Genomic DNA, 20,405 nt, shown 5'->3' on the forward strand with positions numbered 1-20,405 from the left:
TCCGCCCCGCGCCCGTCACCCCAGCGCGAGCCCCGCTGGGCCTGCCGGCCGGTCCAGCCGTCTCCGAGCATGAGAAGTGCTAATCAGTCACTTCTTTTCTGATTAGCTGAGCTTTTTCGTTGCTACGCTCGAGCCACAGTGCAGATTCGTCCGCACGGCCCGGCCGTGCCACAGAACAGGGGGGCTCCATCATGACTCTGGCCATCACGCCGTCCGGCGCCGAACAGCGCAGCGGCTCCGCCCTGCCCGCGCATCCGGCCTGGCTCCGCCTAAAGGCCGCGGCCGCCGCGCTGCGACCGCGCCAGCTGCACGATGGGTCCATACCTGATCCCGCCCATCACGCCGAGGCCGGCCGGCAGGTGGATACCATCGTCGCCGCCATCGCCGAGCTCGCGCCGTTCCTGGAGTACGACGGCGACTACCTCCGCCTGCTGCAGCAGGACTTCCTGCGGTGGGCCGGCGAAGGCTTCGGAGTTCCGGACTTCCTGGACTCCCTCATGGCCTTCCAGCCGCAGCAGCAACGCCGCGACGGGCTGGTCCACCTGGTGGTTTTCCCGATGTACACGCAGAACGGTAGCCCGGACCGACTGGTCGAGGCCGTGCTGGCCGAAGTCATCTGGCCGGATTTCATCGACGACCTGGAGGCCGGGAACTATTCCAACAAGCTCTTCGTCCCCATCCGCTTCCTCGACTTCACGGACGGCTACGACACGAACTCCGCCGTGCTCTTCCCCGAAACAGTCGCCGTCCGCGAGACACCGGCCTTCACGTGGGGCGCCATCTTCGCCGACCGCGAGGCCGCCCGGTTCCGCCGCGTTGTCAGCGCCGCAGCCCGGACCACTTCGCTCGAGCTGCCCGAAGAGGCGGCCGCGCTCCTTGCGGACCAGCAACTCGCCGAGGAAACCTTCGTCATGTGGGACCTCATCCACGACCGCACCCACATGCGCGGCGACCTACCGTTCGACCCGTTCATGATCAAGCAGCGGATGCCCTACTTCCTCTACTCGCTGGAGGAACTGCGCTGCGACCTCACGGCCTTCCGCGAATCCGTGCGGCTCGAACATGACGTCCAGGCGTCCGCGGAAATCCGTGCCCACGCCCGGCTGGTCCAGTACGCGGTGATCTTCGACCGGATCTTCCGCTTCGCGATCACCGGGAGCCGGGTCCGCAACTACGACGGCCTCGGCGGCCAGCTGCTGTTCGCCTGGCTGCACCAGCACCACGTGCTGCACTGGACCGATTCCAAGCTGACCATCGACTGGGAGCACGTGGCGGACGCCGTCGTCGCCCTTGGCCAGCAGATCGATGACCTGTACTGGCGCTCCATCGACCGCCCGAAGCTGGCGCACTGGCTCGCGGCGTACGAGATGCTGACCGCTACACTGACCCCGAATCCGGCCTCCGTCTGGGCCAAGGGGCCCGCCGCCCTGCCGCTGACGGCGCCTCTGCGTGAAATTACCGACCAGGTCATGGATGATGAGTTCCCACTGTCCATGTTCTACGAGGCACTGGGGAAGAAGATGAAATCCGTCATTGAATCGACCTCCGGCATCACCGGAGCCGCGGCATGAGCGGCAACCCGCCGGAGGGACCGGAAGGCCCGGAGATCCCGGCTGGCCTGCGCGTGGTGGTCGCCGGGGCCTCGGGCGCCTCGGGCCAGGCCGTCACCGCCGCGCTGCGCCGGGCCGGGGCGGAGGTCATTGCCGTGGGCAGCAATGCGGAGCGCCTGCGGCGGGCCTACGGCGACGACGACGGCGTAGCCACGTTCGCCTGCGACCTCGCCGACCGCGTGGCCGTGGAGGGGCTGGCCGCCGACGTGCTTGCCCGCGGCGGCGCCGATGGCCTCATCCACCTGGTCGGCGGCTGGCGCGGCGGCAAAGGCATCACGGGCCAGAGCGACGAGGATTGGGACTTCCTCCACCGCAACCTGGTCACGACCCTGCGCAACACGACCCGGGCCTTCTACCCGCAGCTGGCCTCGTCGAAGCTCGGCCGTGCCGTCATCGTGTCCTCCACCGCCGTGGGTTCCGCCACCGCCGGCGGGGCCAACTACGCAGCGGCCAAGGCCGCGGCCGAGAGCTGGATGCAGTCCTTCGCGGACGCTTTCGAGCGGGAGCGGAAAGCCGCCGAAAAGGACACGGGACGCCCCGCACCCGCCCGGGCCGCCGCCGTCGTACTGGTGGTCACGGCGCTGGTGGACGACGGCATGCGCCGCGCGGAACCGGAGAAGACCTTCGACGGGTTCACCGACGTTGCACAGCTGGCCGAGGCCGTGAAGAATTTGTTCGGCACGCCCGCCGCCGACCTGAACGGACAAAGGATCCCGCTCGTGTGAGCGCTTCCGCCCCTACACATCTTTTCGAGAAGGACATTGCCATCGTGACCGATTCCTCCCTGCTCGCCGCTCCCCTGCACGACGCCGCCGCCCGCGGCTTCGCCTCGGACAACTATTCGGGGGTGCATCCCGAGATCCTGACGGCGCTGGCCCACGCCAACGGCGGCCACCAGGTCTCCTACGGCGAGGACGACTACACGGCACGGCTGCAGGAAATCATCCAATCGCATTTCGGCCCGCAGGCGGTCGCCTACCCGGTGTTCAACGGTACCGGCGCGAACGTGCTGAGCCTGCAGTCGATGCTGCCGCGCTGGGGGGCCGTCATCTGTGCCGCCACCGCCCACATCAACGTAGACGAGAACGGCGCCCCCGAGCGGATCGGCGGGATGAAGCTGCTGGCTGTGCCCACCGACGACGGCAAGCTGACGCCCGAGCTGATCGACCGCGAGGCCTGGGGCTGGGGCGACGAGCATCGCGCGCAGCCGCTGGCGGTGTCCATCACCCAAACCACGGAGCTCGGCACGCTGTACAGCATCGAGGAGATCCGGGCGATCGCCGACCATGCCCACGGACACGGGATGAAGCTGCACATGGACGGGGCGCGGCTGGCCAACGCGGCCGCGGCCCTCGACGTTCCGCTGCGCGAATTCACGACGGAGGCGGGGGTGGACATCGTCTCCCTCGGCGGCACCAAGAACGGCCTGCTCTTCGGCGAATGCGTCGTGGTGCTGAACCCGGAGGCGGCAACCGGCCTGCCGTACCTGCGCAAGATGAACATGCAGCTGGCCTCGAAGATGCGCTTCATCTCGGCCCAGTTCGTGGCGCTGCTGGAGGACGGCCTGTGGCTGCGTTCGGCGGCGCATGCGAACGCGATGGCGGCCCGGCTGCGCGCGGCGGTGGCCGGGGTCGACGGCGTCCGGCCCACCCAGGAAACGCAGGCCAACGCGGTGTTCGCCACGCTGCCGGCGGGTGCGGCGGACCGGATCCGCAAGAAGTTCCGGTTCTATGACTGGGACGCCGCCCGCGGCGAGGTCCGCTGGATGTGCTCGTTCGATACGTCGGAGGCTGACGTGGACGCGTTCGCCGAGGCCATCCGCGCCGAGGTCGGGGACAGCACAGGAGCATAACGATTCATGGCTCCGGCGCGTCTGGTTCCCGGCTGTCAGTGCCGCGAATTAACCTGTGGGTGTGAGTGCGATTGGTGATCTGTCCGCGGTGCCCGCGGACTTCATGACCGCCCTGGCCGCGTTGCGCCGGGCACAGTGCCGCAGCGAGCTTCGCCTCGAAGAGCTGCCCGCTCCCTCGCGCCTCGCCCCGTTCGCCGTGGCCATCGGCGCCGAAGTCGTTCAGCCCGCCGCTCCCGCCGGCAGGCCGCTGCACGGGCCCGCCCTCGCCGCCGTCGGCAGTTCCGGGGAGACGGAGCTGGCCACCGGCCGGTTCGTCCTGCTCTACGATGCCGAGGGGTCTGAGCTCTGGGACGGCACCTTCCGGATCGTGACCTACATCCGCGCCCAGCTCGACGCCGAGATGGGCAATGACTCGCTGCTGGGATCGGTCGCCTGGACCTGGCTGGTGGAGGCGCTGGACGTCCACCACGCCGGATACCGCAACGCCGGCGGAACGGCGACCCGGATCCTCTCGGAGAGCTTCGGCACCCTCGCGGACCAGCAGGATGCGATCGACATCGAGCTGCGCGCCTCCTGGACCCCCGATTCCGCCCAGGTCCAGGCCCACCTCGAGGCCTGGTCCGACATGGTCTGCACCTTCGCCGGCCTGCCCCCGCTGCCGGACGGCGTGGCCCCGCTGCCGAATCGCCGCCGCAATTAACTGCGCAGTAGACTGAAAGGACCATGACTTTCTTGACTTCGGACTCTTCCGCCGGACCGTCGCGCCCCTCTATCGGTGCACCACCCGCGGAAGCGGCCCCGGAGCAGGCCCCCGAACTGGTTGAGCTGACCGCGCCGCGGGAGGGGGTGCCCCCTGTCATCACCACCGCCAACGGGCTGGCGCGCGCCGCGGCCGCGCTGGCCGGCGGACGGGGCCCGGTGGCCGTGGACGCCGAGCGCGCCTCCGGCTTCCGCTACGGCCAGCGGGCCTTCCTCGTGCAGCTCCGCCGCGAAGGCGCAGGCACCTGGCTGATCGACCCCGAACCCTTCGACGACCTGGTGCTCATCAACGATGCAATCCGTGGCGCCGAGTGGATCCTGCACGCCGCCACCCAGGACCTGCCGTGCCTCTCCGAGCTTGGCATGTGGCCGGACCGGCTCTTCGACACGGAGCTCGCCGCCCGGCTCGCCGGGCTCCCCCGCGTCGGCCTAGCCGCGGTCATCGAGAACCTCCTGGGGTTCACGCTGGCCAAGGAACATTCCGCGGCGGACTGGTCCACCCGCCCGCTGCCCGAACCCTGGCTCCGCTACGCCGCCCTGGACGTCGAGGTCCTGATCGAGCTCCGCGAGGCCATGGTTGGGTTGCTCACCCGGCAGGACAAGCTGCGCTTTGCCGAGCAGGAGTTCGAGGCCCTGCGCAAGACGCCGCCGGCCCCGCCGCGCCAGGACCCCTGGCGGAAGACCTCGGGCCTCCACCAGATCCGCGACCGGAGGCAGCTGGCGGCGGTGCGGGAGCTGTGGCAGGAACGCGAACAGCTGGCCGAGAAGCGGGACATCGCGCCCGGCCGCCTGATCCCGGACTCCGCCATCGTGGCCGCGGCCCGGGCGATGCCCGCAACCGTGCCGCAACTGCTGGACGTCAACGGCTTCCACGGACGGGCCGCCCAGCGGGAGGCCCCGCGCTGGCTCCGCTGCATCAACACCGCCCGGCAGTTGAAGGAACTGCCCGAACTGCAGCTACCGACCAACGCTCCCCCGCCGCCCCGGGTGTGGGCGGACAAGGACCCGGCGGCGGCAGCACGCCTGCAGACGGCCCGGCCCCGCCTCGCCGCCCTTGCCGAGAAGCTGGATATGCCGGTGGAGAACCTGCTCACTCCGGACTTCCTGCGCCGTGTCGCGTGGCGGCCGCCGGCCGCGGTCACCGAGGGATCCGTCGCCGCGGCCCTGCGTGAACTGGGCGCCCGCCCGTGGCAGCTGGAACTCGCCGTTCCTGTCATCACCCAGGCCTTCCTCGATCCGGACCCGCTGCCGGAGCCGAAGGGCAAGGGGAACCATCGGGGAAGCGCGGCCTAGCTTCCGGGACCGCCACGCGCCGCCCGCGAGGAGCCTTGCCGCCTAAGTTACCCGCGGGTAACATGAGGGGCGTCACGCTGCCGTCCCAAGGAGCCCCGGTGAGTCCTGTCCTGCCTGTCCGTGCCCTGCGCGACGTCGTCTTCGTGGACGGCGTCCGCACCCCGTTCGGCAAGGCGGGTGACAAGGGCATCCACGCCGGCACCCGGGCCGACGACCTGGTGGTCAAGTGCATCCGCGAACTGCTGCGCCGCAATCCGTCCCTCCCGCCCGAGCGCATCGACGAGGTGGCCGTTGCCGCAACCACCCAGACCGGAGACCAGGGCCTGACCATCGGCCGCAGCGCCGCCCTGCTTGCCGGCCTCCCCCGCTCGGTTCCCGGATTTGCCATAGACCGCATGTGCGCCGGGGCCATGACGGCAGTAACAACGACGGCGGGCGGCATCGCCTTTGGTGCCTACGACGTCGTCATCGCCGGCGGCGTGGAGCACATGGGCAGCCACCCGATGGGCCAGGGGGCCGAGCCCAACCCGCGCTTCGCCGCCGAGAAGCTCGTTCACCCTGATGCCCTGAACATGGGCAGCACCGCCGAGACCCTGCACGACCGCTCGCCCGGCATTACGAAGGAGCGCGCCGACGCCTACGCCGCGGCGAGCCAGGCCAAGCTAGCCGCGGCCTACGAGGCGGGCGCGATCCAACAGGACCTGGTTCCGGTTGCGGGCCGGAAGCCGGGCGAGGGCTGGGCTCTGCACCGCGCCGACGAGCCCCCGCGTCCCGGCACCACGGTGGCAGACCTGGCCGGGCTGCGCACGCCGTTCCGCCCCCACGGGCGGGTCACCGCGGGCAATGCCGCCGGGCTCACCGACGGCGCCACCGCAGCCGTCCTGGCGTCGGCCGGGACGGCGGCCGAGCTGGGCCTGCCCGCCAGGATGCGCCTGGTTTCCTATGCGTTCGCCGGTGTCGATCCCGAAGTCATGGGGATCGGCCCGATCCCCGCGACCGCGAAGGCGCTCAAGCTGGCCGGGCTGGACATAGCGGACATCGGCCTGTTCGAGATCAACGAGGCGTTCGCGGTGCAGGTGCTCTCTTTCCTGGACCACTTTGGACTGGCCGACGACGACCCCCGCGTGAACCGCTATGGCGGGGCGATCGCCGTCGGACATCCGCTGGCTGCGTCCGGGGTACGGCTGATGACGCAGCTGGCCCGGCAGTTCGAGGAGGATCCGGACGTCCGGTACGGGCTGACCACCATGTGCGTCGGCCTGGGTATGGGCGGCACGGTGATTTGGGAGAACCCGCACCATCCGGAGTACGACCGCTCGACCCCGTCCGGCCCCAAGAAGGAGCAAGCATGATTCCGGCAGACTACGCAGACCTGGCCGCCAGGTTCCCGGACGAGACGGTGACCCATGCCTACGTCCGCGACATCGAATTGCCGGGCGCCGGGACGCTCGCGCTGGTGACCCTCGACAATGACCTCGACCACCGCAGGCCCACGACGCTCGGCCCGAACTCGCTGCTGGAGCTTGGCGCCGTCTTCGAGCAGCTGAAGACCCGCACGGAAGCGGGCGCGCTGGCGGCTGTCGCCGTCACCGGAAAGCCTTACTACCTCGCCGCCGGCGCGGACCTGTCGGCGGTGGGAAGGCTGGCCACGGAGGAGGACGGCCGGCAGATGGCCAGGCTCGGCCACGACGTCTACGGCACGCTGTCCGGCCTGGGCGTGCCTACGTTCGCCTTCATCAACGGCGCCGCGATGGGCGGCGGACTGGAAATCGCGCTGGCCGCCGACTACCGAACGGTCTCGGCGGCCGCCAACGGGATCTCGCTGCCCGAGGCCTTCCTCGGCCTGATTCCCGGCTGGGGCGGCGTCTACAGGCTGCCGCGGCTCATCGGTCCGCGGAACGCGCTGAAGGTCATGATCGAGAACGCGCTGGGCAACAACAGGGTGCTCAAAGGCCCTGAGGCGTATGAGCTGGGCATCGCCGACGCTTGCCTCGGGCAGGCGGATTTCCTCGAGCAGTCCCTTGTCTGGGCCGGTCGCATCCTCGCCGAGGGGGCCGAGCGTGCCATGGTCGCGGAGCGCCGCGCGCAGAAAGCCGCGGCCTCCGAGGACGACTGGGAGCAGGCAATCTCAGCGGCCCGCTCCTTCGTGGCGGCCAGAACCGGCGGGGCCGCTCCGGCCCCGGCCAAGCTGCTGGAAGTGCTGGCGGCGGGCCGCGGAAAGACACAGGAGCAATCGGCGGCGTTGGAAATCGACGCGCTGGCCGAATTGATGCAGACCCCGCAGTTCCGCGACACCGTGCATGCGTTCCTGGAGCTCGTGCAGAAGCGCGCCAAGCGTCCGGCCGGCGCCCCGGACAAGGCGCTGGCACGGCCGGTAGCGAAGGTCGGAATCGTGGGAGCCGGGCTGATGGCGAGCCAGCTCGCACTGCTCTTCGCCCGCCAGCTCAAGGTGCCCGTGGTCATGACGGACGTGGAGCAGGCCAGAGTGGACAAGGGCGTGGCCTACGTGCGGGCCGAAGTGAACAAGCTGCTCGCGAAGAACCGCATGGCGCCGGATGCGGCAAACCGCACCAAAGCCCTGGTCACCGGCGCGGTCTCCAAAGAGGCCTTCGCCGATGCAGACTTTGTGATCGAGGCGGTGTTCGAGGACCTCGCCGTCAAGAAGCAGGTCTTCGCCGAAGTCGAGGCGGTGGTCCCGGACGAGTGCGTCCTCGCCACCAACACCTCATCGCTATCGGTGGGTGCCATGGCCGCAGACCTGCTGCACCCCGAGCGCGTGGTGGGCTTCCACTTCTTCAACCCGGTCGCCGCGATGCCGCTGCTGGAGATCGTCCGTGCTCCGAAAACCAGCGACGAGGTCCTCGCGAAGGCCTTCTCGGTGGGGCAGGCACTGAAGAAAACGACGGTGCTGGTCCAGGACTCCGCCGCGTTCGTGGTCAACCGGGTCCTGCTGCGCCTGCTCGGCGAGATCACCGCGGCGTTCGATGCAGGCACTCCCGCCGAGGTCGCAGACAGCGCGCTGAGGCCGATGGGCCTGCCCATGACCCCGTTCAACCTGCTCGCCATGGTCGGCCTGCCCGTCGCGCAGCACGTCACGGAGTCGCTGCACGCCGCCTTCGGCGACCGGTTCCGGGTCTCCGCCAACCTGCAGCGGCTTATCGACGCCGGCGTCACGTCCCTGTGGTCCACGGACGACGACGGACGGCAGGTGGTTCCCGCCTCCACCCTGTCGCTGCTCGAGTTCGGCGGCTCCCCAAGCACGGCCGATGAACTGCTCCGCCGCATCCAGGACGCCCTGGCCGAGGAAGTCGGCCTGATGCTGGAGGAAGGCGTCGTCCAGGCACCCGAAGACATCGACCTCTGCATGATCATGGGAGCCGGGTGGCCGCTGCACCTGGGCGGCATCACGCCCTATCTGGACCGGGTAGGAGCCGCAGAACGGGTCGCCGGCAGGAAATTTAACCAGCGCCGATAACCAACGGGCCCGTTCCTCTGGAAAAATCCAAGCTCCCACGACAAGAATGGCTGGCATGGAACCCTCACGCCGCACCATCCTGATCGTCACCGCCGCCACAGGAACGGCCGGTGTCCTGGCCGGCTGCTCTCCCTTCCAGGATCTGGTCGGGGATACGAGCGGAAAACCATCCACCGTCGAGACCGACGGCGCCGCCGTCCGGGTGGGCAAGCTCAGCGAAGTGCCGGTCGGCGGCTCCGCGAACCGGGATGTCGACGGCAAGCCGATCCTGGTCCACCGCCCGGACGAGGAGACGGTCCTGGCCTTCAGCGCCAAGTGCACCCACCAGGGCTGCAAGGTCGCGGCGACCGAAAGCGAGATCGCCTGCCCCTGCCACGGTTCGACGTTCGCCCTGCAGGACGGCGCCGTGACGGGCGGCCCGGCGCCCGCGCCGCTCCCCCGCTATGCCGCCGCCATCGACGGCGAGTGGATCACCGTCGTCGTATCATGATGACCTCGGCGGGCGGCACCGGCCAGCCGGCTCCGCCCGTCTCCAACGTTACGACCGGACCGGCCGCTGGATACCCATCGCACAGGCGAGCGAGAGCAGCACGCCGATGACCGAGAAGCCCAGCATGCCGGCAAAGCCTCCGCCGGATGCTTCGATGAGCATGCCGCTGGCCATCGGTCCCACGGCGAAGCCGGAGCCGATCATCAGGTTGGTCGAGTTCATCACGTGTTTGCCGCCGATATCCGCGAGGGACGAGAGCAGGTACGGCAGGATGAACGTCCATGCGAACTTGAAGATCATCGCCGCCAGGGCGAACCGGATGACCCCAGGGGCTCCGAACAGCAGTGCAATGCTCGCCGCCAGCCCGGTGTAGCCGGCCAGGAGGAACCACTTCCGCTTCGGGCTGTCGCCCAGGAACGTGGCGATCAACGGGGCCGCGATGCCGGGCAGGGTGGCGATGGCCAGGATCAGGCTCGATGTCGGCAGGTCGATTCCGGCGCCGCCGGAGACCTGGGCCATGAAAGACCACACTCCGCTCAGGGAGACGTAGAAGAGCAGAACCGCGGCAAGCCCAACGGCGAACCGGGCCTTCGACGCGGGAAGCGCGGCCGGCGCGGAAGCGGTCTCAGCGGCATCGTCGCCGCTCGGCCGGCGGAGGACTTCGCCGTCGATCATTCGCACCACGGGCAGGCAGCACAGCGCCAGTGCCGCCATGGTCCAGTAGATGGCCGCCACGTTCGAATCAGCGTACAGCAGCGGGAAAGCAAACAGGATGATGGCGCCCATGAGCAGCTGGAACACCACGAACACTCCGAAGGCGCGGCTCGGATTGGCGGTCTTGCCGCTCAGTGTCAGGATGATCACGGTGATCGAGCCCGCCGCGAGCGACGTTACGACCCGTGCCAGTACCAGCAAGGCAAAGCTGTCCAAGAAGCCAGAGACGATGTTGCCGGCAATAACGACGGCGGTGCACACGTAGGTGACCGTCCGCAGGTTCACCCGGTTCAGCCAGAGGTAGGCGGGGACTGTGGCCAGGCTGAAGGCACCGAGTTCCAGGGAGAACAGCATGCCAAGCTCCGTCGGCGCCAGGTCAAACTGGGCCGCCAGTTTGCCGGCGATAACAGGGGCGATCAGCAGCACCATGTAGAGCACGGCGCTGAAGACGGCAATGTACGTATAAATTCCGCGATCGTGGCCGGTTTTTGGGCGCGCGGAAGTGAGCAGGGTGGTCATGAGGCACCTTTCGAAGTTCGGTTCAGGCCAGGGCGGACTGCCCGGCGGCCGGTGCAGCCGCACGGGCATCGTCGGCGTCGTACACTTTCCGCCCGGCGAACCAGGTCTGGCGGGCGCGGACACCGCGAACGGCATCCAGCGGAATGTCGTGAGGGTCGTCCGTGAGGACGATAAAGTCCGCGGATTTGCCCGGGACCAGGGAGCCCGTGATGTCATCGACCCCCATCGCCTCTGCACTCGCCGTGGTGTAGATACGAATTGCTTCCTCCAGTGTGACCGCCTGCTCCGGCCACAACGTCCCGGGGAACTGGCCGGTCGGGTCCTGTCGTGTCACGAGGCCGTAGATCCCCTCCCAAGCGTTCGGCGAGACCGAGACTGGCCAGTCGGAGCCGCCGGCAATCCTTGCGCCGGCGTCGAGCAGTGCCCGGTTGGGCTGCATCCGGGAGGCGCGCTCAGGCGGAAGCACCGTGGCAATGGCTTCGGAAATGACACCCGGGAACCACAGCGATGGCGAGATGTCTGCCGTAACGTCCAGCTCCGCGAACCTCGCGATGTCGTCAGGATGCACGAATTGGCCGTGCGCGACGTGGTACCTGGGCGTGGAAAAGCCTGCGGCCCGAACGTTCTGCACCGTGTCGAGGACGAGCCGCACCGATGCGTCACCGGTGCAGTGGATCTTCGCCGAGATTCCGCGGGCAGCTGTGCCCATGAGCCAGTCCTCGAGCTCGGCCGGGTCCATGGTCGTGGTGCCGCAGTGGCATTTGGGGAAGCCGGCATCCGGCAGGTAGGGCTCGATGAAAGCCGCCGTGCCGGCCGGGGGCACGCCGTCCAGGAAGATCTTGATGAAGTCCGGCCGGTGGTGGCGCGAACGGGTTTCCTCCCGGTGCTCGATGATGCCCTCACCCAGCGGGGTGGTTCCCAGGATGAAGTCATTCGCCTGCATGGACGTAACCACCCAGGCATCCAGGTCACCCTCGTCGTCCAGCCGCTTGAGGGCCCTCATCAGCTGAAGCGACGCGGCCGCGTCCTGGAACGCGGTCACCCCGAAGGAGTGCAGGATCTCGATGCCTCGCCTGGCGGCCCGGGCCAACTGTTCAGTGCTCACCGGCTGCAGCCTCGACAGTGTGTGCTCGACCAGGACGCCGCCCGCCTCAATGAGGACGCCGGTCGCCTTGCCGGAGGAATCGCGCAGGATCTGCCCGCCCTCCGGGTCCGGGGTACCGTCGCCGATTTCCGTGAGTTCGAGCGCCCGGGAGTTGGCCCAGCGGTTGTGCTTGGAGTCGTCCTTGAGCAGCGCCGGCCGCCCGCCGGTCGCAGCATCAAGCCGGGCCAGTGCCTCCGCCGAGTTCATCTGGTTCATAAGCCCGGATCCCCAGCTGCCGCCGACCACCCATTCCTCCGGCCCGAGCGTGGCCGCGTACTCTTCGATGGCAGCGAGGAAGCCGTCAAGATCCAACGTGGGCGGCGCATCGAGCTCAAACAGATCCATCTGTCCGGCGATCATGTGGTGATTGTGGATGTCCAGCAGGCCCGGCATCACATAGGCGCCGGCAAGGTCGACAACCTGCGTGCCCGGTCCCTGCAGCTCCATGGCGCTGCTTCCGAAGGCCAGCACAAGTCCGTCCTTGACTGCCATCGCGCTGCTGCGCGGCAGATCCCCATCCAGCGTGTCGATAGTTCCGTTAAGCAGCAGCAGATCCGCTGATTCCCTGACCATGCCGTTCCCCTTTAGTCGTCCTCACCCTACGAGTTGAAGACAGACTAGCCAGCCCACGACGCCGGAACTTGGCTTCCAGCGCACGCCACTTGATTTCTACGGCAGGAGAATTTCCATGATGTGCAACCTTCAGGTTGCACACTGTGCCTGGTTTCTGCAACCATGGAGTTGCACATCAACGGAAGGGGACAGCCATGGACGGAACACTGGACCGGATCGAGCGGCAGATCGACATCGAGGCCAGCGCCGAGCGCGTGTGGCAGCTTGTGTCGGTACCTGGCTGGTACATCAACAACGGAACCATCATCGACCATCGGATTGAACGGGCCGGCGATGTGGACATCGTGCATGACCCTGTCCACGGAGCGTTTCCAATCCGGACCGTGAAACTCGAGGAGCCGCGCTATGCCGCATTCCGCTGGCTCGCAGGCTCCGCGAGCGAGGGCTTCCGGGAGGAGGAGTCGACGCTCGTGGAGTTTTGGATCGACGAGCGGCCCCAGGGTGGCGTGACCCTCCGTGTGGTCGAGAGCGGCTTCTCCACGCTGCCCGGCGGTGAGGAAAAGCGGCGCAAGGCCCTCCAGGAGAATACCGAGGGCTGGAACATCGAACTGGCCGCCGCCCGGTCATTCCTTGCGGCTACGGCCGCGGAAAGCGCCGGCTAGCGGTGCCGGCAGCCCAACTGGCGCCGGTCTTCGCGGCGCTGGGCGACGAGACCCGCTGGCAGATCCTGACGACGCTGGGCACGGCACCGGCCTCCGCCTCGGCTTTGGCCGCCGGGTTCCCGATCAGCCGGCAGGCCATCGTCAAGCATCTCGATGTGCTGCAGGCGGCAGGACTCGTGGAAGCGGCCCGCCGCGGGCGCGAAGTCCGCTACAGCGTCCTCGGCGACCGCCTGAGTTCGCTCGGCCGCGACCTGGAACGTATCGGCTCAGCCTGGGACCGCCGGCTCTCGAGCATCAAGGAACTCGCCGAGTCGGAACAGTGAGCCGCGGCGAGCCCGGCCGGCCCCGGCTCGGTCAGGCGGCGCAGCCACGGCGGCCGGCGCTAGCGCCGCGCGGCTGCGCGACTTCCCAATTCCACGGTCCGGTGGCAGTTCTCCCGGGCAAAGGCCAGATCATGCGTCGACAGCAGGACTGCCGCGCCGCGCCCTGTCGCCGCCGCGAGGACCCGGGCCAGGACTTCGCGGCCCTGCCCGTCCAGTGACACGGTGGGCTCGTCGAGGATGAGCACCCGGGGGCGCCTGGCCAGCACCGTGGCGAGCGCGACCAGGCGGCGCCCCGAGGCGGGCAGCTCGTAGGGGTGCCCGTCGGCCAGGTCCGCCAGACCGCAGTCCGACAGAGCGGCCTCTACTGCGTCCTGCCCGGGCCGCGCCCCTTTCGGACCGAATCCGACCTCCCGGCGCACGGTCCGCTCAAACAGCTGGTCGGCCGGGTTCTGGAAGAGCAAGCCCGCGGAGGAAGCCAGTTCGGCCGCGCCCGGGCCAGTGCGCGCGACGTCGCGGCCGGCCAGGATGACGGCACCTGTGTCCGGCCGCACCAACCCGAGCGCCATCTTGAGCAGCGTGGTCTTCCCGGCACCGTTGGGCCCGGTCAGCGCCACGCACTCCCCCGCCCGTACGTCGATGCAAACGCCGTCCAGCAGCCGACGGCCCGGCTGCGGCCCGGGCGGTCCGGGGCGGCTGGCCGCGCGCCCGAACCTCCGGCGAGGGCGAGGGGCCGCCAGGCCGTCCGGCCCGGCCGCATCCTCCGCGGGGTAACTGAAGCCGACTTCCCGATAGGACAGCAGGACCTCCGGGCCGGGAGCATTCACCGCTTCTCGGGCGGCGCCGGACTGCCCGGTGCCCGGAATTCCTCCCGCGGCGTCGCATCTCCCCGGACCCGCGGCCACGCCGGCATCGAACCGCCCCGCGCCCCCGACAACACCTGCGGCGGCGGCTTCGCGCCGCGCACCCGCCAGGCCCTCAGCCACCACGGACCCTTCCTTCAGCAGCAGCAGCTGTCCTGCTTCTCCCGCCAGCTCATCCAGCATCTGGGTGAGGAGGACGACGGCGGTGCCAGCGTCCCGCAGTTCCCGCACCGCGGCGGCCACCCGGGCGGCCGCCTCCCGGTCGAGTCCGGCCAGTGGTTCGTCGAGCACCAGCACCGGTGCCGCGACTACGGCGGCCGCGGCGATGGCGACGAGCCGTTCCTGCCCGCCGGAAAGCCGCGCGGGGTGGCGCGGCAGCAGGTGGTCGAGGCCGAACAGTCCGGCGGCCGCATGCACGCGCTTCCGCATCGCTTCGAGCGGCAGGCCGGCGTTCTCCAGGCTGAAGGCGAGCTCTTCCGCGACGGTGGGGCGCACCTGGGACAGGTAGTTCCGGGCGTCCTGCGGCACGCAGGACACCTGGCGGGACCATCGGCGGAGGTCGACGGCGGGTGGTTCCGCGCCGCCGTCGTATTCCACCTGCTCCCCGGCGAGGCGGACGGTGCCGGCCATCCGCCCTCCGGTCCGCCCGGGCAGGCTGCCGGCCAGGATGCCGGCGAGCGTGCTTTTGCCGCTCCCGGAGCCGCCGGCAACAACGGTCAGCGTGCCCGGTTCGATCGCCAGCCGGATGCCGGACAGCGCGGGGGCAGCATGCCCCTGATGCCAATAGTGTTCGAGGTCCAGTTCCATCAGCGTGCCCCGGCCAGGAGGAACACCACCAGGGCGGCGGCTGTGCACAGCACCACGGCGGCGACCGGCCGCTCCCACCTGCGGGCGCTCACCGTGACGTACTGGGTGCGCTTGGGGCCGGCGGGGAAACCTCGCAGCTGCAGGCTCACGGAGCGCTCCGTAGCGTCCTGCAGGCTGGCCAGCACCAGGGGCACTGCCAGCATCCGGGCCGCAGCGAGGCGACCTGCGGGGCCGCGGCCCCCGACGCCTCGGACCGCCTGCGCCTGGCTAATCGCCCTGGCCCGTTCCAAGGTGGCGGGCACCAGCGCCAGGGTGGCGGCGACGATGTAGCCGAGCTGGGCGGGCATTCCGGACTGGTCAAGCGCCCGGACGAGCGCGTAACGGTCCACGGTCAGCGAGTAGAGCAGGAACACCGTGGCGAAGGCCGCCACCCGCAGCCCCAGACCGCCCGCCGTCGTCAATCCCTCCACGGTCAGCCGCACTGGTCCCCCGGCGAGGAGCACGTGGCTGCCGGTCCGGTCGAACACCGCGTGCACCAGCAGCTGGGAGAGCCAGAGCGGTACCAGCACCGCGGCGGCCGTGCCCGCCAGGCGCCGGGTGATGCCGCGGCGGCGGGCCAGCACCAGGCACGCGGCCACGATGGCAAGGCTCAGCCACCAGCGATCGGCGGCCAGGCTGACCAGGGCAGCGGAGCCCGCGAACGCCAAGCCGGTGAATGGATGGAGGCGCGCCATCGTGCGTGCGCCAGGTCAGTCCCGGTCCGCGGCGGCGCGGCGCGGAAGCGGGAACTGCAGCCGGATCTGCCGCGGCAGGGCCAGCACCAGCAGGGCGGCGACCAGGAAGGCCACCGCCTTGTCCGCCGGGTCGGAGATCAGCGCCTGCTTGGTCACCGAGGCGAGCAGCGAATCGCCCATGGCGCGGAACATGCCCACGATGGCGCCCGTCGCGGCGCCGGACGTGCCGCCGTAGACGAAAGCCGCGACCGGCGCGGAGACCACGGCGGCGACGATACCGGCGAGGAACCCGGCGACCGGAGCCAGCCAGGCGCGGCGCAGCACCAGCGTGCCGACGGAACCGGCCAGGAAGCCGACCACCGCCGCGCCCGCGGCGAAGGGCAGCACGGTGGGGTTGAACAGGGACCAGACGAGCGAACCGAGCACCCCGGTGGCAGCGCCGGCGGCGCGGCCCGCGAGCAGCCCCACCAGCACGGTGCCGATGGAATCCAGGTAGAGCGGCACTAGCGTGCTGCCGACGAACTGGCCGAGCACGATGTTAAGCACGAGGCCCACGGGGATGATGGTCAGGACGGAGGCCGGCAGCTGCGGCAGGACGCCGGCCAGCAGCAGGACGGCACCGGACAAATAGCCGGCGAAGGCCACGACGGCCGGCCAGCTGGTGAGCCCCGCGGCGGCCTCCGAGGGCTGGAGCAGCACGAGCATGGCGTAAGTGGCGGCGATGAGGGCCGCGCCGAGCAGCGGCAGCAGCCGGGAGCGCAGCGTGACGCCGGACCGGGCGGGCAGGATCAGGGAATTGGACATAGGTCTTCCTGGGTAAAGCTGGCGGGAATGGGCCTATGTCACCTCGACCCGGTGACCCATTCTACCGAACCGGCCCGGCCTGCCCTTCCAGCTGGCGGGCCAGGGCGGCGATGGAACCGAGGACTTCGTCGAACACCGCCGGAGGATCATTCCAGCTCACGATGCGCGCGTTCGGCTTCCTCCCCCACAGCCCGCGGTAGTCGGCGACCGTGGTGCCCACCAGCGGACCCGGTGCCGTCTCGACGTGCACGGTGGCCGGCCGGGCGCGGTACTCGACGGTCCCGGCGGCAACGGCCGCCGCAAAGACGTCATGCACGTGCGCGACGTAGCCCTGGTCGTACTGGCGGTGGAATTCGAAATAGAAGCGCAGCGCGTCCGAGAGGAAGCGGACCAGCGGGCTGGAGGCCGTGCTGCGGGCCCCCGGAGCATCTTCCGGGCCCACCAGCTCCTCCTCGGCGCAGCCGGACTCCCTGGCGAGCCGGGCCACATGCGCCGGCTGCAGCTCGATCCGCTCGGTGGTCTCCAGCGCGCAGACGATGGGCAGCTGCTCCTCCGGCAGCCCCTCGAACGCGGCGAAGACCTCGGCGGCCGCGTGCGGGTCCACGTGGGTGTTCCATTCGGCGGTGGGCGTGGTGTTGCCCTGGTAGAAGTAGCAGCCGCCCATGATCACGGTGCGCTTGAGCAGCCGCGGCAGCTCCGGGTCGCGGCGCAGCGCCAGCGCGAAGTTGGTCAGCGGTGCGGTCAGCAGCGCCGTCAGTTGCCCAGGGGCACGGCGCACCTCCTCGATCCAGAGGTCGACGGCGGAGCGGCGCGATACGTGCGCGGAGCCAGCGGCCAGTTCCGCGTAGCCCAGGCCCTGCTCGCCATGCGTCTCCGGGGTGGTGACCAACGGAATGGAGAGCGGATCGCCCGCCCCGGCCGCCACCTCCACCTGGGGCCGTCCGCACAGCCGCAGCAGGGCGAGGTTGTTCCGGGCCACCTGTTCGGCCGACACGTTGCCGGCTGAACAGGTGATCGCCGCCAGGTCGACGTCGGGCCGGCTCAGCAGGTACACGAGCGCCAGGGCGTCGTCGATCCCGGTGTCATTGTCGAAGATGATGCGCACGCCAGGCCTAGAAGAGCGCGACCTTGGGCACCGTGGGGAAGATTTCGTCCAGCGCCGCCAGGTCCTCGGCCGTCGGCTTCCAGCCGGCGGACGAGGCGTTCTGCCGGATCTGCTCCGGCTTGGTGGCTCCGGCGATCACGGAAGCGACCGACGGCCGGGACGCCAGCCAGGAGAAGGCCACCTCGATCTCCGCCAGCCCGCGGTCCGCCGCGAACTTGGAGAACGCCCCGAGCTGTTCCCAGTCGGCGTCCTGGAGCAGGTTGGTGCGCGAATGGCTCAGCCGGCTGCCTTCGGGCGCCTTGCCTTCCTTGTACTTGCCGGTCAGCAGCCCGTTGGCCAGCGGAAAGTACGGCAGTACGCCCAGCCCGTAGGCCTCGGCCGCCGGGGTGACCTCGAGCTCCGCCCGGCGGTCCAGCAGGTTGTAGTGGTTCTGGCTGGAGACGAAGCGTGTAAAGCCATGCATCCGGGCGGTGAACTCGGCCTCGGCGATCTGCCAGCCGGCACGGTTGGAGTGCCCGATGTAGCGCACCTTGCCGGCCCGGACCAGGTCGTCCAGGGCCGAGAGGGTCTCCTCGATCGGCGTCAGCGGGTCCGGGGTGTGGAATTGGTAGAGGTCGATCCAGTCCGTGCCCAGCCGCCGCAGCGAGGCCTCGGCGGCCTTGACGATGTAGCGCCGCGACCCGCGGGCGCCGAAATCCTCGCCGTTGGCCCCGCGCATGTCCATGCCGAATTTGGTGGCGACGACGACGTCATCCCGCCGCTGCCCCAGGGCCCGCCCCAGGAACTCCTCGCTCAGCCCGGGCTCCTTCCCGTAGCTGTCCGCGACGTCGAACAGCGTGACGCCGGCCTCCAGCGCCGCGTGCACGACGGCGTCCGTGCCTTCCTGGCTCTCCGTGGGCGTGCCGGCACGGCCCAGGTTGTTGCAGCCGAGCCCCACAGCGGAGACAGTGAGACCTGAGTTGCCGAGTCTGCGGTATTCCATCCTTGGTTCCTTCGCGTTGGCCTATGTAACCCGCCTCGCATCCTACCCCCGCGTGCCGGCCCGAAACCGGGTGCAGTGGTGATTTCGCGCACGTCACGAAGCCGCTAACGGGCGGCCGCTTCGGCCTTTGGCGCCCGGTGCACCTATTATCGAGAGCATGGCCAAAGTTCTCACTTCTCTTCCCGTCGGCGAACGCGTCGGCATCGCCTTCTCCGGCGGACTCGATACTTCCGTGGCAGTTGCGTGGATGCGCGACGGCGGCGCCGTGCCCTACACCTACACCGCGGACCTCGGTCAGTACGACGAGCCGGACATCGACGCCGTTCCCGGACGTGCGGCCGAATACGGCGCGGAGCTCTCCCGCCTGGTCGACTGCAAGCCCGCCCTGGTGGAGGAAGGCCTGGCCGCGCTGGCCTGCGGCGCCTTCCACATCCGCAGCGCCGGGCGCGCCTACTTCAACACCACCCCGCTGGGCCGCGCGGTCACCGGCACCCTGCTGGTGCGTGCCATGCGCGAAGACGGCGTGGACATCTGGGGCGACGGCTCCACCTACAAGGGCAACGACATCGAGCGGTTCTACCGCTACGGGCTCCTGGCGCACCCGCGCCTGCGCATCTACAAGCCTTGGCTCGACCCGAAGTTCGTCGCAGAGCTGGGCGGCCGCAAGGAAATGTCCGAGTGGCTCACCGCGCATGACTTCCCCTACCGCGACTCCGCGGAGAAGGCCTACAGCACCGACGCCAACATCTGGGGCGCCACGCACGAGGCCAAGACGCTGGAGCACCTGGACACGAGCCTCGAGGCCGTCGAGCCCATCATGGGCGTCGCCTTCTGGCGCGACGACGTCGAGATCGCCACCGAGGACGTCACGATCCGCTTCGAGGCGGGCCGTCCGGTGGCCATCAACGGCACCGAATACGCAGACGCTGTCGCCCTCGTCAACGAGGCGAACGCCATCGGCGGCCGCCACGGCCTGGGCATGAGCGACCAGATCGAGAACCGCATCATCGAGGCCAAGAGCCGCGGCATCTACGAAGCCCCGGGCATGGCCCTGCTGCACATCGCCTACGAGCGGCTGCTCAACGCCATCCACAACGAAGACACCGTGGCCAACTACTACGCCGAGGGCCGCCGCCTGGGCCGCCTGATGTACGAGGGCCGCTGGCTGGACCCGCAGTCGCTGATGCTGCGCGAGTCGCTGCAGAAGTGGGTCGGCTCGGCCGTGACCGGCGAGGTCACCCTGCGCCTGCGCCGCGGCGAGGACTACACCATCCTGGACACCGCCGGACCACACCTGAGCTACCACCCGGACAAGCTCTCCATGGAGCGCGTCGGGGACGCCGCCTTCGGGCCGCTGGACCGGATCGGCCAGCTGACCATGCGCAACCTGGACATCGCGGACTCGCGGTCGCGCCTGGAGCAGTACGCCGTGCAGGGACTCGTCGGCGGACCGACCGCGGAACTGGTCGGCGCACTGGAGGCCGGCGGAGCCAACGAGATCGCAGACACCCAGCGGGTGGACGAGGCGGACCGGGCGGCGGATGAGGCCCTGGACCGCGCAGCGTTCGACGCCGGAACGGACTGATCGCACTAGAGGTAACTTCCGCCGTCGTACGCGCCGGCGGACGAGGGCCCGGTGTTCCCGCCTGCGAGGCGGGCCACCGGGCCTTGCCGTACCCGGCGCTTCGCCTCGGACGGC

At 69.8% G+C, this 20,405-nt stretch carries 18 protein-coding genes; 11 read left to right on the plus strand and 7 right to left on the minus strand.

From position 1 onward, the window contains the following. Positions 1-191 precede the first annotated feature (191 nt). From WFH44_RS09295 to WFH44_RS09330, 8 genes are all read left to right on the plus strand, one after another. Entirely contained in the window at positions 192-1,571 is a 1,380-nt protein-coding gene (locus WFH44_RS09295; RefSeq protein ID WP_336713534.1) for a DUF6421 family protein, read from the plus strand. Continuing rightward, positions 1,568-2,335, plus strand: coding sequence for an SDR family NAD(P)-dependent oxidoreductase (locus tag WFH44_RS09300; RefSeq protein ID WP_336713535.1), 768 nt, complete (start codon positions 1,568-1,570; stop codon positions 2,333-2,335). Before WFH44_RS09295 ends, WFH44_RS09300 begins: the two co-directional genes overlap by 4 nt. 35 nt (positions 2,336-2,370) lie before the next feature. Further along, positions 2,371-3,462 carry a threonine aldolase family protein gene (locus WFH44_RS09305; RefSeq protein ID WP_442892898.1) on the plus strand — a complete coding sequence of 364 codons (1,092 nt, stop codon included), beginning with the start codon at positions 2,371-2,373 and terminating at the stop codon, positions 3,460-3,462. Between the two features lie 103 nt (positions 3,463-3,565). Next, positions 3,566-4,162 carry a DUF3000 domain-containing protein gene (locus WFH44_RS09310; protein ID WP_336713657.1) on the plus strand — a complete coding sequence of 199 codons (597 nt, stop codon included), beginning with the start codon at positions 3,566-3,568 and terminating at the stop codon, positions 4,160-4,162. Between the two features lie 23 nt (positions 4,163-4,185). Continuing rightward, complete coding sequence (locus tag WFH44_RS09315) at positions 4,186-5,514, plus strand: HRDC domain-containing protein (protein WP_336713536.1); 1,329 nt, start codon at positions 4,186-4,188, stop codon at positions 5,512-5,514. A 62-nt stretch (positions 5,515-5,576) separates the two neighbouring features. After that, complete coding sequence (locus WFH44_RS09320; protein ID WP_336713537.1) at positions 5,577-6,866, plus strand: thiolase family protein; 1,290 nt, start codon at positions 5,577-5,579, stop codon at positions 6,864-6,866. Then, on the plus strand, positions 6,863-8,989 hold the full coding sequence (locus tag WFH44_RS09325; protein WP_336713538.1) for a 3-hydroxyacyl-CoA dehydrogenase NAD-binding domain-containing protein: 2,127 nt from the start codon (positions 6,863-6,865) through the stop codon (positions 8,987-8,989). The genes WFH44_RS09320 and WFH44_RS09325 overlap by 4 nt, the downstream gene beginning before the upstream one ends. 55 nt (positions 8,990-9,044) lie before the next feature. Continuing rightward, positions 9,045-9,479, plus strand: coding sequence for a QcrA and Rieske domain-containing protein (locus WFH44_RS09330; protein ID WP_336713539.1), 435 nt, complete (start codon positions 9,045-9,047; stop codon positions 9,477-9,479). Positions 9,480-9,527: 48 nt separating this feature from the next. On the opposite strand, the gene WFH44_RS09335 is transcribed toward WFH44_RS09330, so the two are convergent. Further along, a complete protein-coding gene (locus WFH44_RS09335; protein WP_336713540.1) occupies positions 9,528-10,712 on the minus strand; it encodes an MFS transporter in 1,185 nt (394 codons plus the stop codon). A 22-nt stretch (positions 10,713-10,734) separates the two neighbouring features. Then, complete coding sequence (locus tag WFH44_RS09340; protein ID WP_336713541.1) at positions 10,735-12,429, minus strand: amidohydrolase; 1,695 nt, start codon at positions 12,427-12,429, stop codon at positions 10,735-10,737. Positions 12,430-12,623: 194 nt separating this feature from the next. On the opposite strand from WFH44_RS09340, the gene WFH44_RS09345 reads away from it, so the two are divergent. Together WFH44_RS09345 and WFH44_RS09350 are read left to right on the plus strand one after the other, a co-directional pair. Further along, positions 12,624-13,091 (plus strand): ATPase, encoded by a 468-nt coding sequence (locus WFH44_RS09345; protein ID WP_336713542.1) that lies wholly within the window; start codon positions 12,624-12,626, stop codon positions 13,089-13,091. Between the two features lie 2 nt (positions 13,092-13,093). Further along, positions 13,094-13,414 (plus strand): ArsR/SmtB family transcription factor, encoded by a 321-nt coding sequence (locus WFH44_RS09350; protein ID WP_336713543.1) that lies wholly within the window; start codon positions 13,094-13,096, stop codon positions 13,412-13,414. 59 nt (positions 13,415-13,473) lie between these two features. On the opposite strand, the gene WFH44_RS09355 is transcribed toward WFH44_RS09350, so the two are convergent. From WFH44_RS09355 to WFH44_RS09375, 5 genes are all read right to left on the minus strand, one after another. Then, entirely contained in the window at positions 13,474-15,081 is a 1,608-nt protein-coding gene (locus WFH44_RS09355) for an ABC transporter ATP-binding protein (RefSeq protein ID WP_336713544.1), read from the minus strand. Beyond that, entirely contained in the window at positions 15,081-15,815 is a 735-nt protein-coding gene (locus WFH44_RS09360) for an energy-coupling factor transporter transmembrane component T family protein (protein WP_336713545.1), read from the minus strand. The genes WFH44_RS09355 and WFH44_RS09360 overlap by 1 nt, the downstream gene beginning before the upstream one ends. Before the next feature lie 15 nt (positions 15,816-15,830). Next, positions 15,831-16,619, minus strand: coding sequence for an ECF transporter S component (locus WFH44_RS09365; protein WP_336713546.1), 789 nt, complete (start codon positions 16,617-16,619; stop codon positions 15,831-15,833). Positions 16,620-16,680: 61 nt separating this feature from the next. Further along, positions 16,681-17,724 carry a nucleoside hydrolase gene (locus WFH44_RS09370; RefSeq protein WP_336713547.1) on the minus strand — a complete coding sequence of 348 codons (1,044 nt, stop codon included), beginning with the start codon at positions 17,722-17,724 and terminating at the stop codon, positions 16,681-16,683. 7 nt (positions 17,725-17,731) lie between these two features. Continuing rightward, the gene (locus tag WFH44_RS09375; RefSeq protein WP_336713548.1) at positions 17,732-18,706 is read right to left on the minus strand and encodes an aldo/keto reductase; all 975 of its coding nucleotides are present in this window, start codon (positions 18,704-18,706) and stop codon (positions 17,732-17,734) included. Positions 18,707-18,863: 157 nt separating this feature from the next. On the opposite strand from WFH44_RS09375, the gene argG reads away from it, so the two are divergent. Further along, positions 18,864-20,291 (plus strand): argininosuccinate synthase, encoded by a 1,428-nt coding sequence (gene argG, locus WFH44_RS09380; protein WP_336713549.1) that lies wholly within the window; start codon positions 18,864-18,866, stop codon positions 20,289-20,291. The last annotated feature ends 114 nt before the right edge of the window (positions 20,292-20,405 follow it).

This window comes from Arthrobacter sp. USHLN218 (genome assembly GCF_037144715.1).
Taxonomy (GTDB): Bacteria; Actinomycetota; Actinomycetes; order Actinomycetales; family Micrococcaceae; genus Crystallibacter.

What these genes read in the sequence shown, in the direction of transcription:
- WFH44_RS09295 (WP_336713534.1), top strand. Translation starts at nt 192, where the DNA reads ATGACTCTGGCCATCACGCCGTCCGGCGCCGAACAGCGCAGCGGCTCC.
- WFH44_RS09300 (WP_336713535.1), top strand. Translation starts at nt 1,568, where the DNA reads ATGAGCGGCAACCCGCCGGAGGGACCGGAAGGCCCGGAGATCCCGGCT.
- WFH44_RS09310 (WP_336713657.1), top strand. Translation starts at nt 3,566, where the DNA reads ATGACCGCCCTGGCCGCGTTGCGCCGGGCACAGTGCCGCAGCGAGCTT.
- WFH44_RS09315 (WP_336713536.1), top strand. Translation starts at nt 4,186, where the DNA reads ATGACTTTCTTGACTTCGGACTCTTCCGCCGGACCGTCGCGCCCCTCT.
- WFH44_RS09320 (WP_336713537.1), top strand. Translation starts at nt 5,577, where the DNA reads ATGAGGGGCGTCACGCTGCCGTCCCAAGGAGCCCCGGTGAGTCCTGTC.
- WFH44_RS09325 (WP_336713538.1), top strand. Translation starts at nt 6,863, where the DNA reads ATGATTCCGGCAGACTACGCAGACCTGGCCGCCAGGTTCCCGGACGAG.
- WFH44_RS09330 (WP_336713539.1), top strand. Translation starts at nt 9,045, where the DNA reads ATGGAACCCTCACGCCGCACCATCCTGATCGTCACCGCCGCCACAGGA.
- WFH44_RS09335 (WP_336713540.1), bottom strand. Translation starts at nt 10,712, where the DNA reads ATGACCACCCTGCTCACTTCCGCGCGCCCAAAAACCGGCCACGATCGC.
- WFH44_RS09340 (WP_336713541.1), bottom strand. Translation starts at nt 12,429, where the DNA reads ATGGTCAGGGAATCAGCGGATCTGCTGCTGCTTAACGGAACTATCGAC.
- WFH44_RS09345 (WP_336713542.1), top strand. Translation starts at nt 12,624, where the DNA reads ATGGACGGAACACTGGACCGGATCGAGCGGCAGATCGACATCGAGGCC.
- WFH44_RS09355 (WP_336713544.1), bottom strand. Translation starts at nt 15,081, where the DNA reads ATGGAACTGGACCTCGAACACTATTGGCATCAGGGGCATGCTGCCCCC.
- WFH44_RS09360 (WP_336713545.1), bottom strand. Translation starts at nt 15,815, where the DNA reads ATGGCGCGCCTCCATCCATTCACCGGCTTGGCGTTCGCGGGCTCCGCT.
- WFH44_RS09365 (WP_336713546.1), bottom strand. Translation starts at nt 16,619, where the DNA reads ATGTCCAATTCCCTGATCCTGCCCGCCCGGTCCGGCGTCACGCTGCGC.
- WFH44_RS09375 (WP_336713548.1), bottom strand. Translation starts at nt 18,706, where the DNA reads ATGGAATACCGCAGACTCGGCAACTCAGGTCTCACTGTCTCCGCTGTG.
- argG (WP_336713549.1), top strand. Translation starts at nt 18,864, where the DNA reads ATGGCCAAAGTTCTCACTTCTCTTCCCGTCGGCGAACGCGTCGGCATC.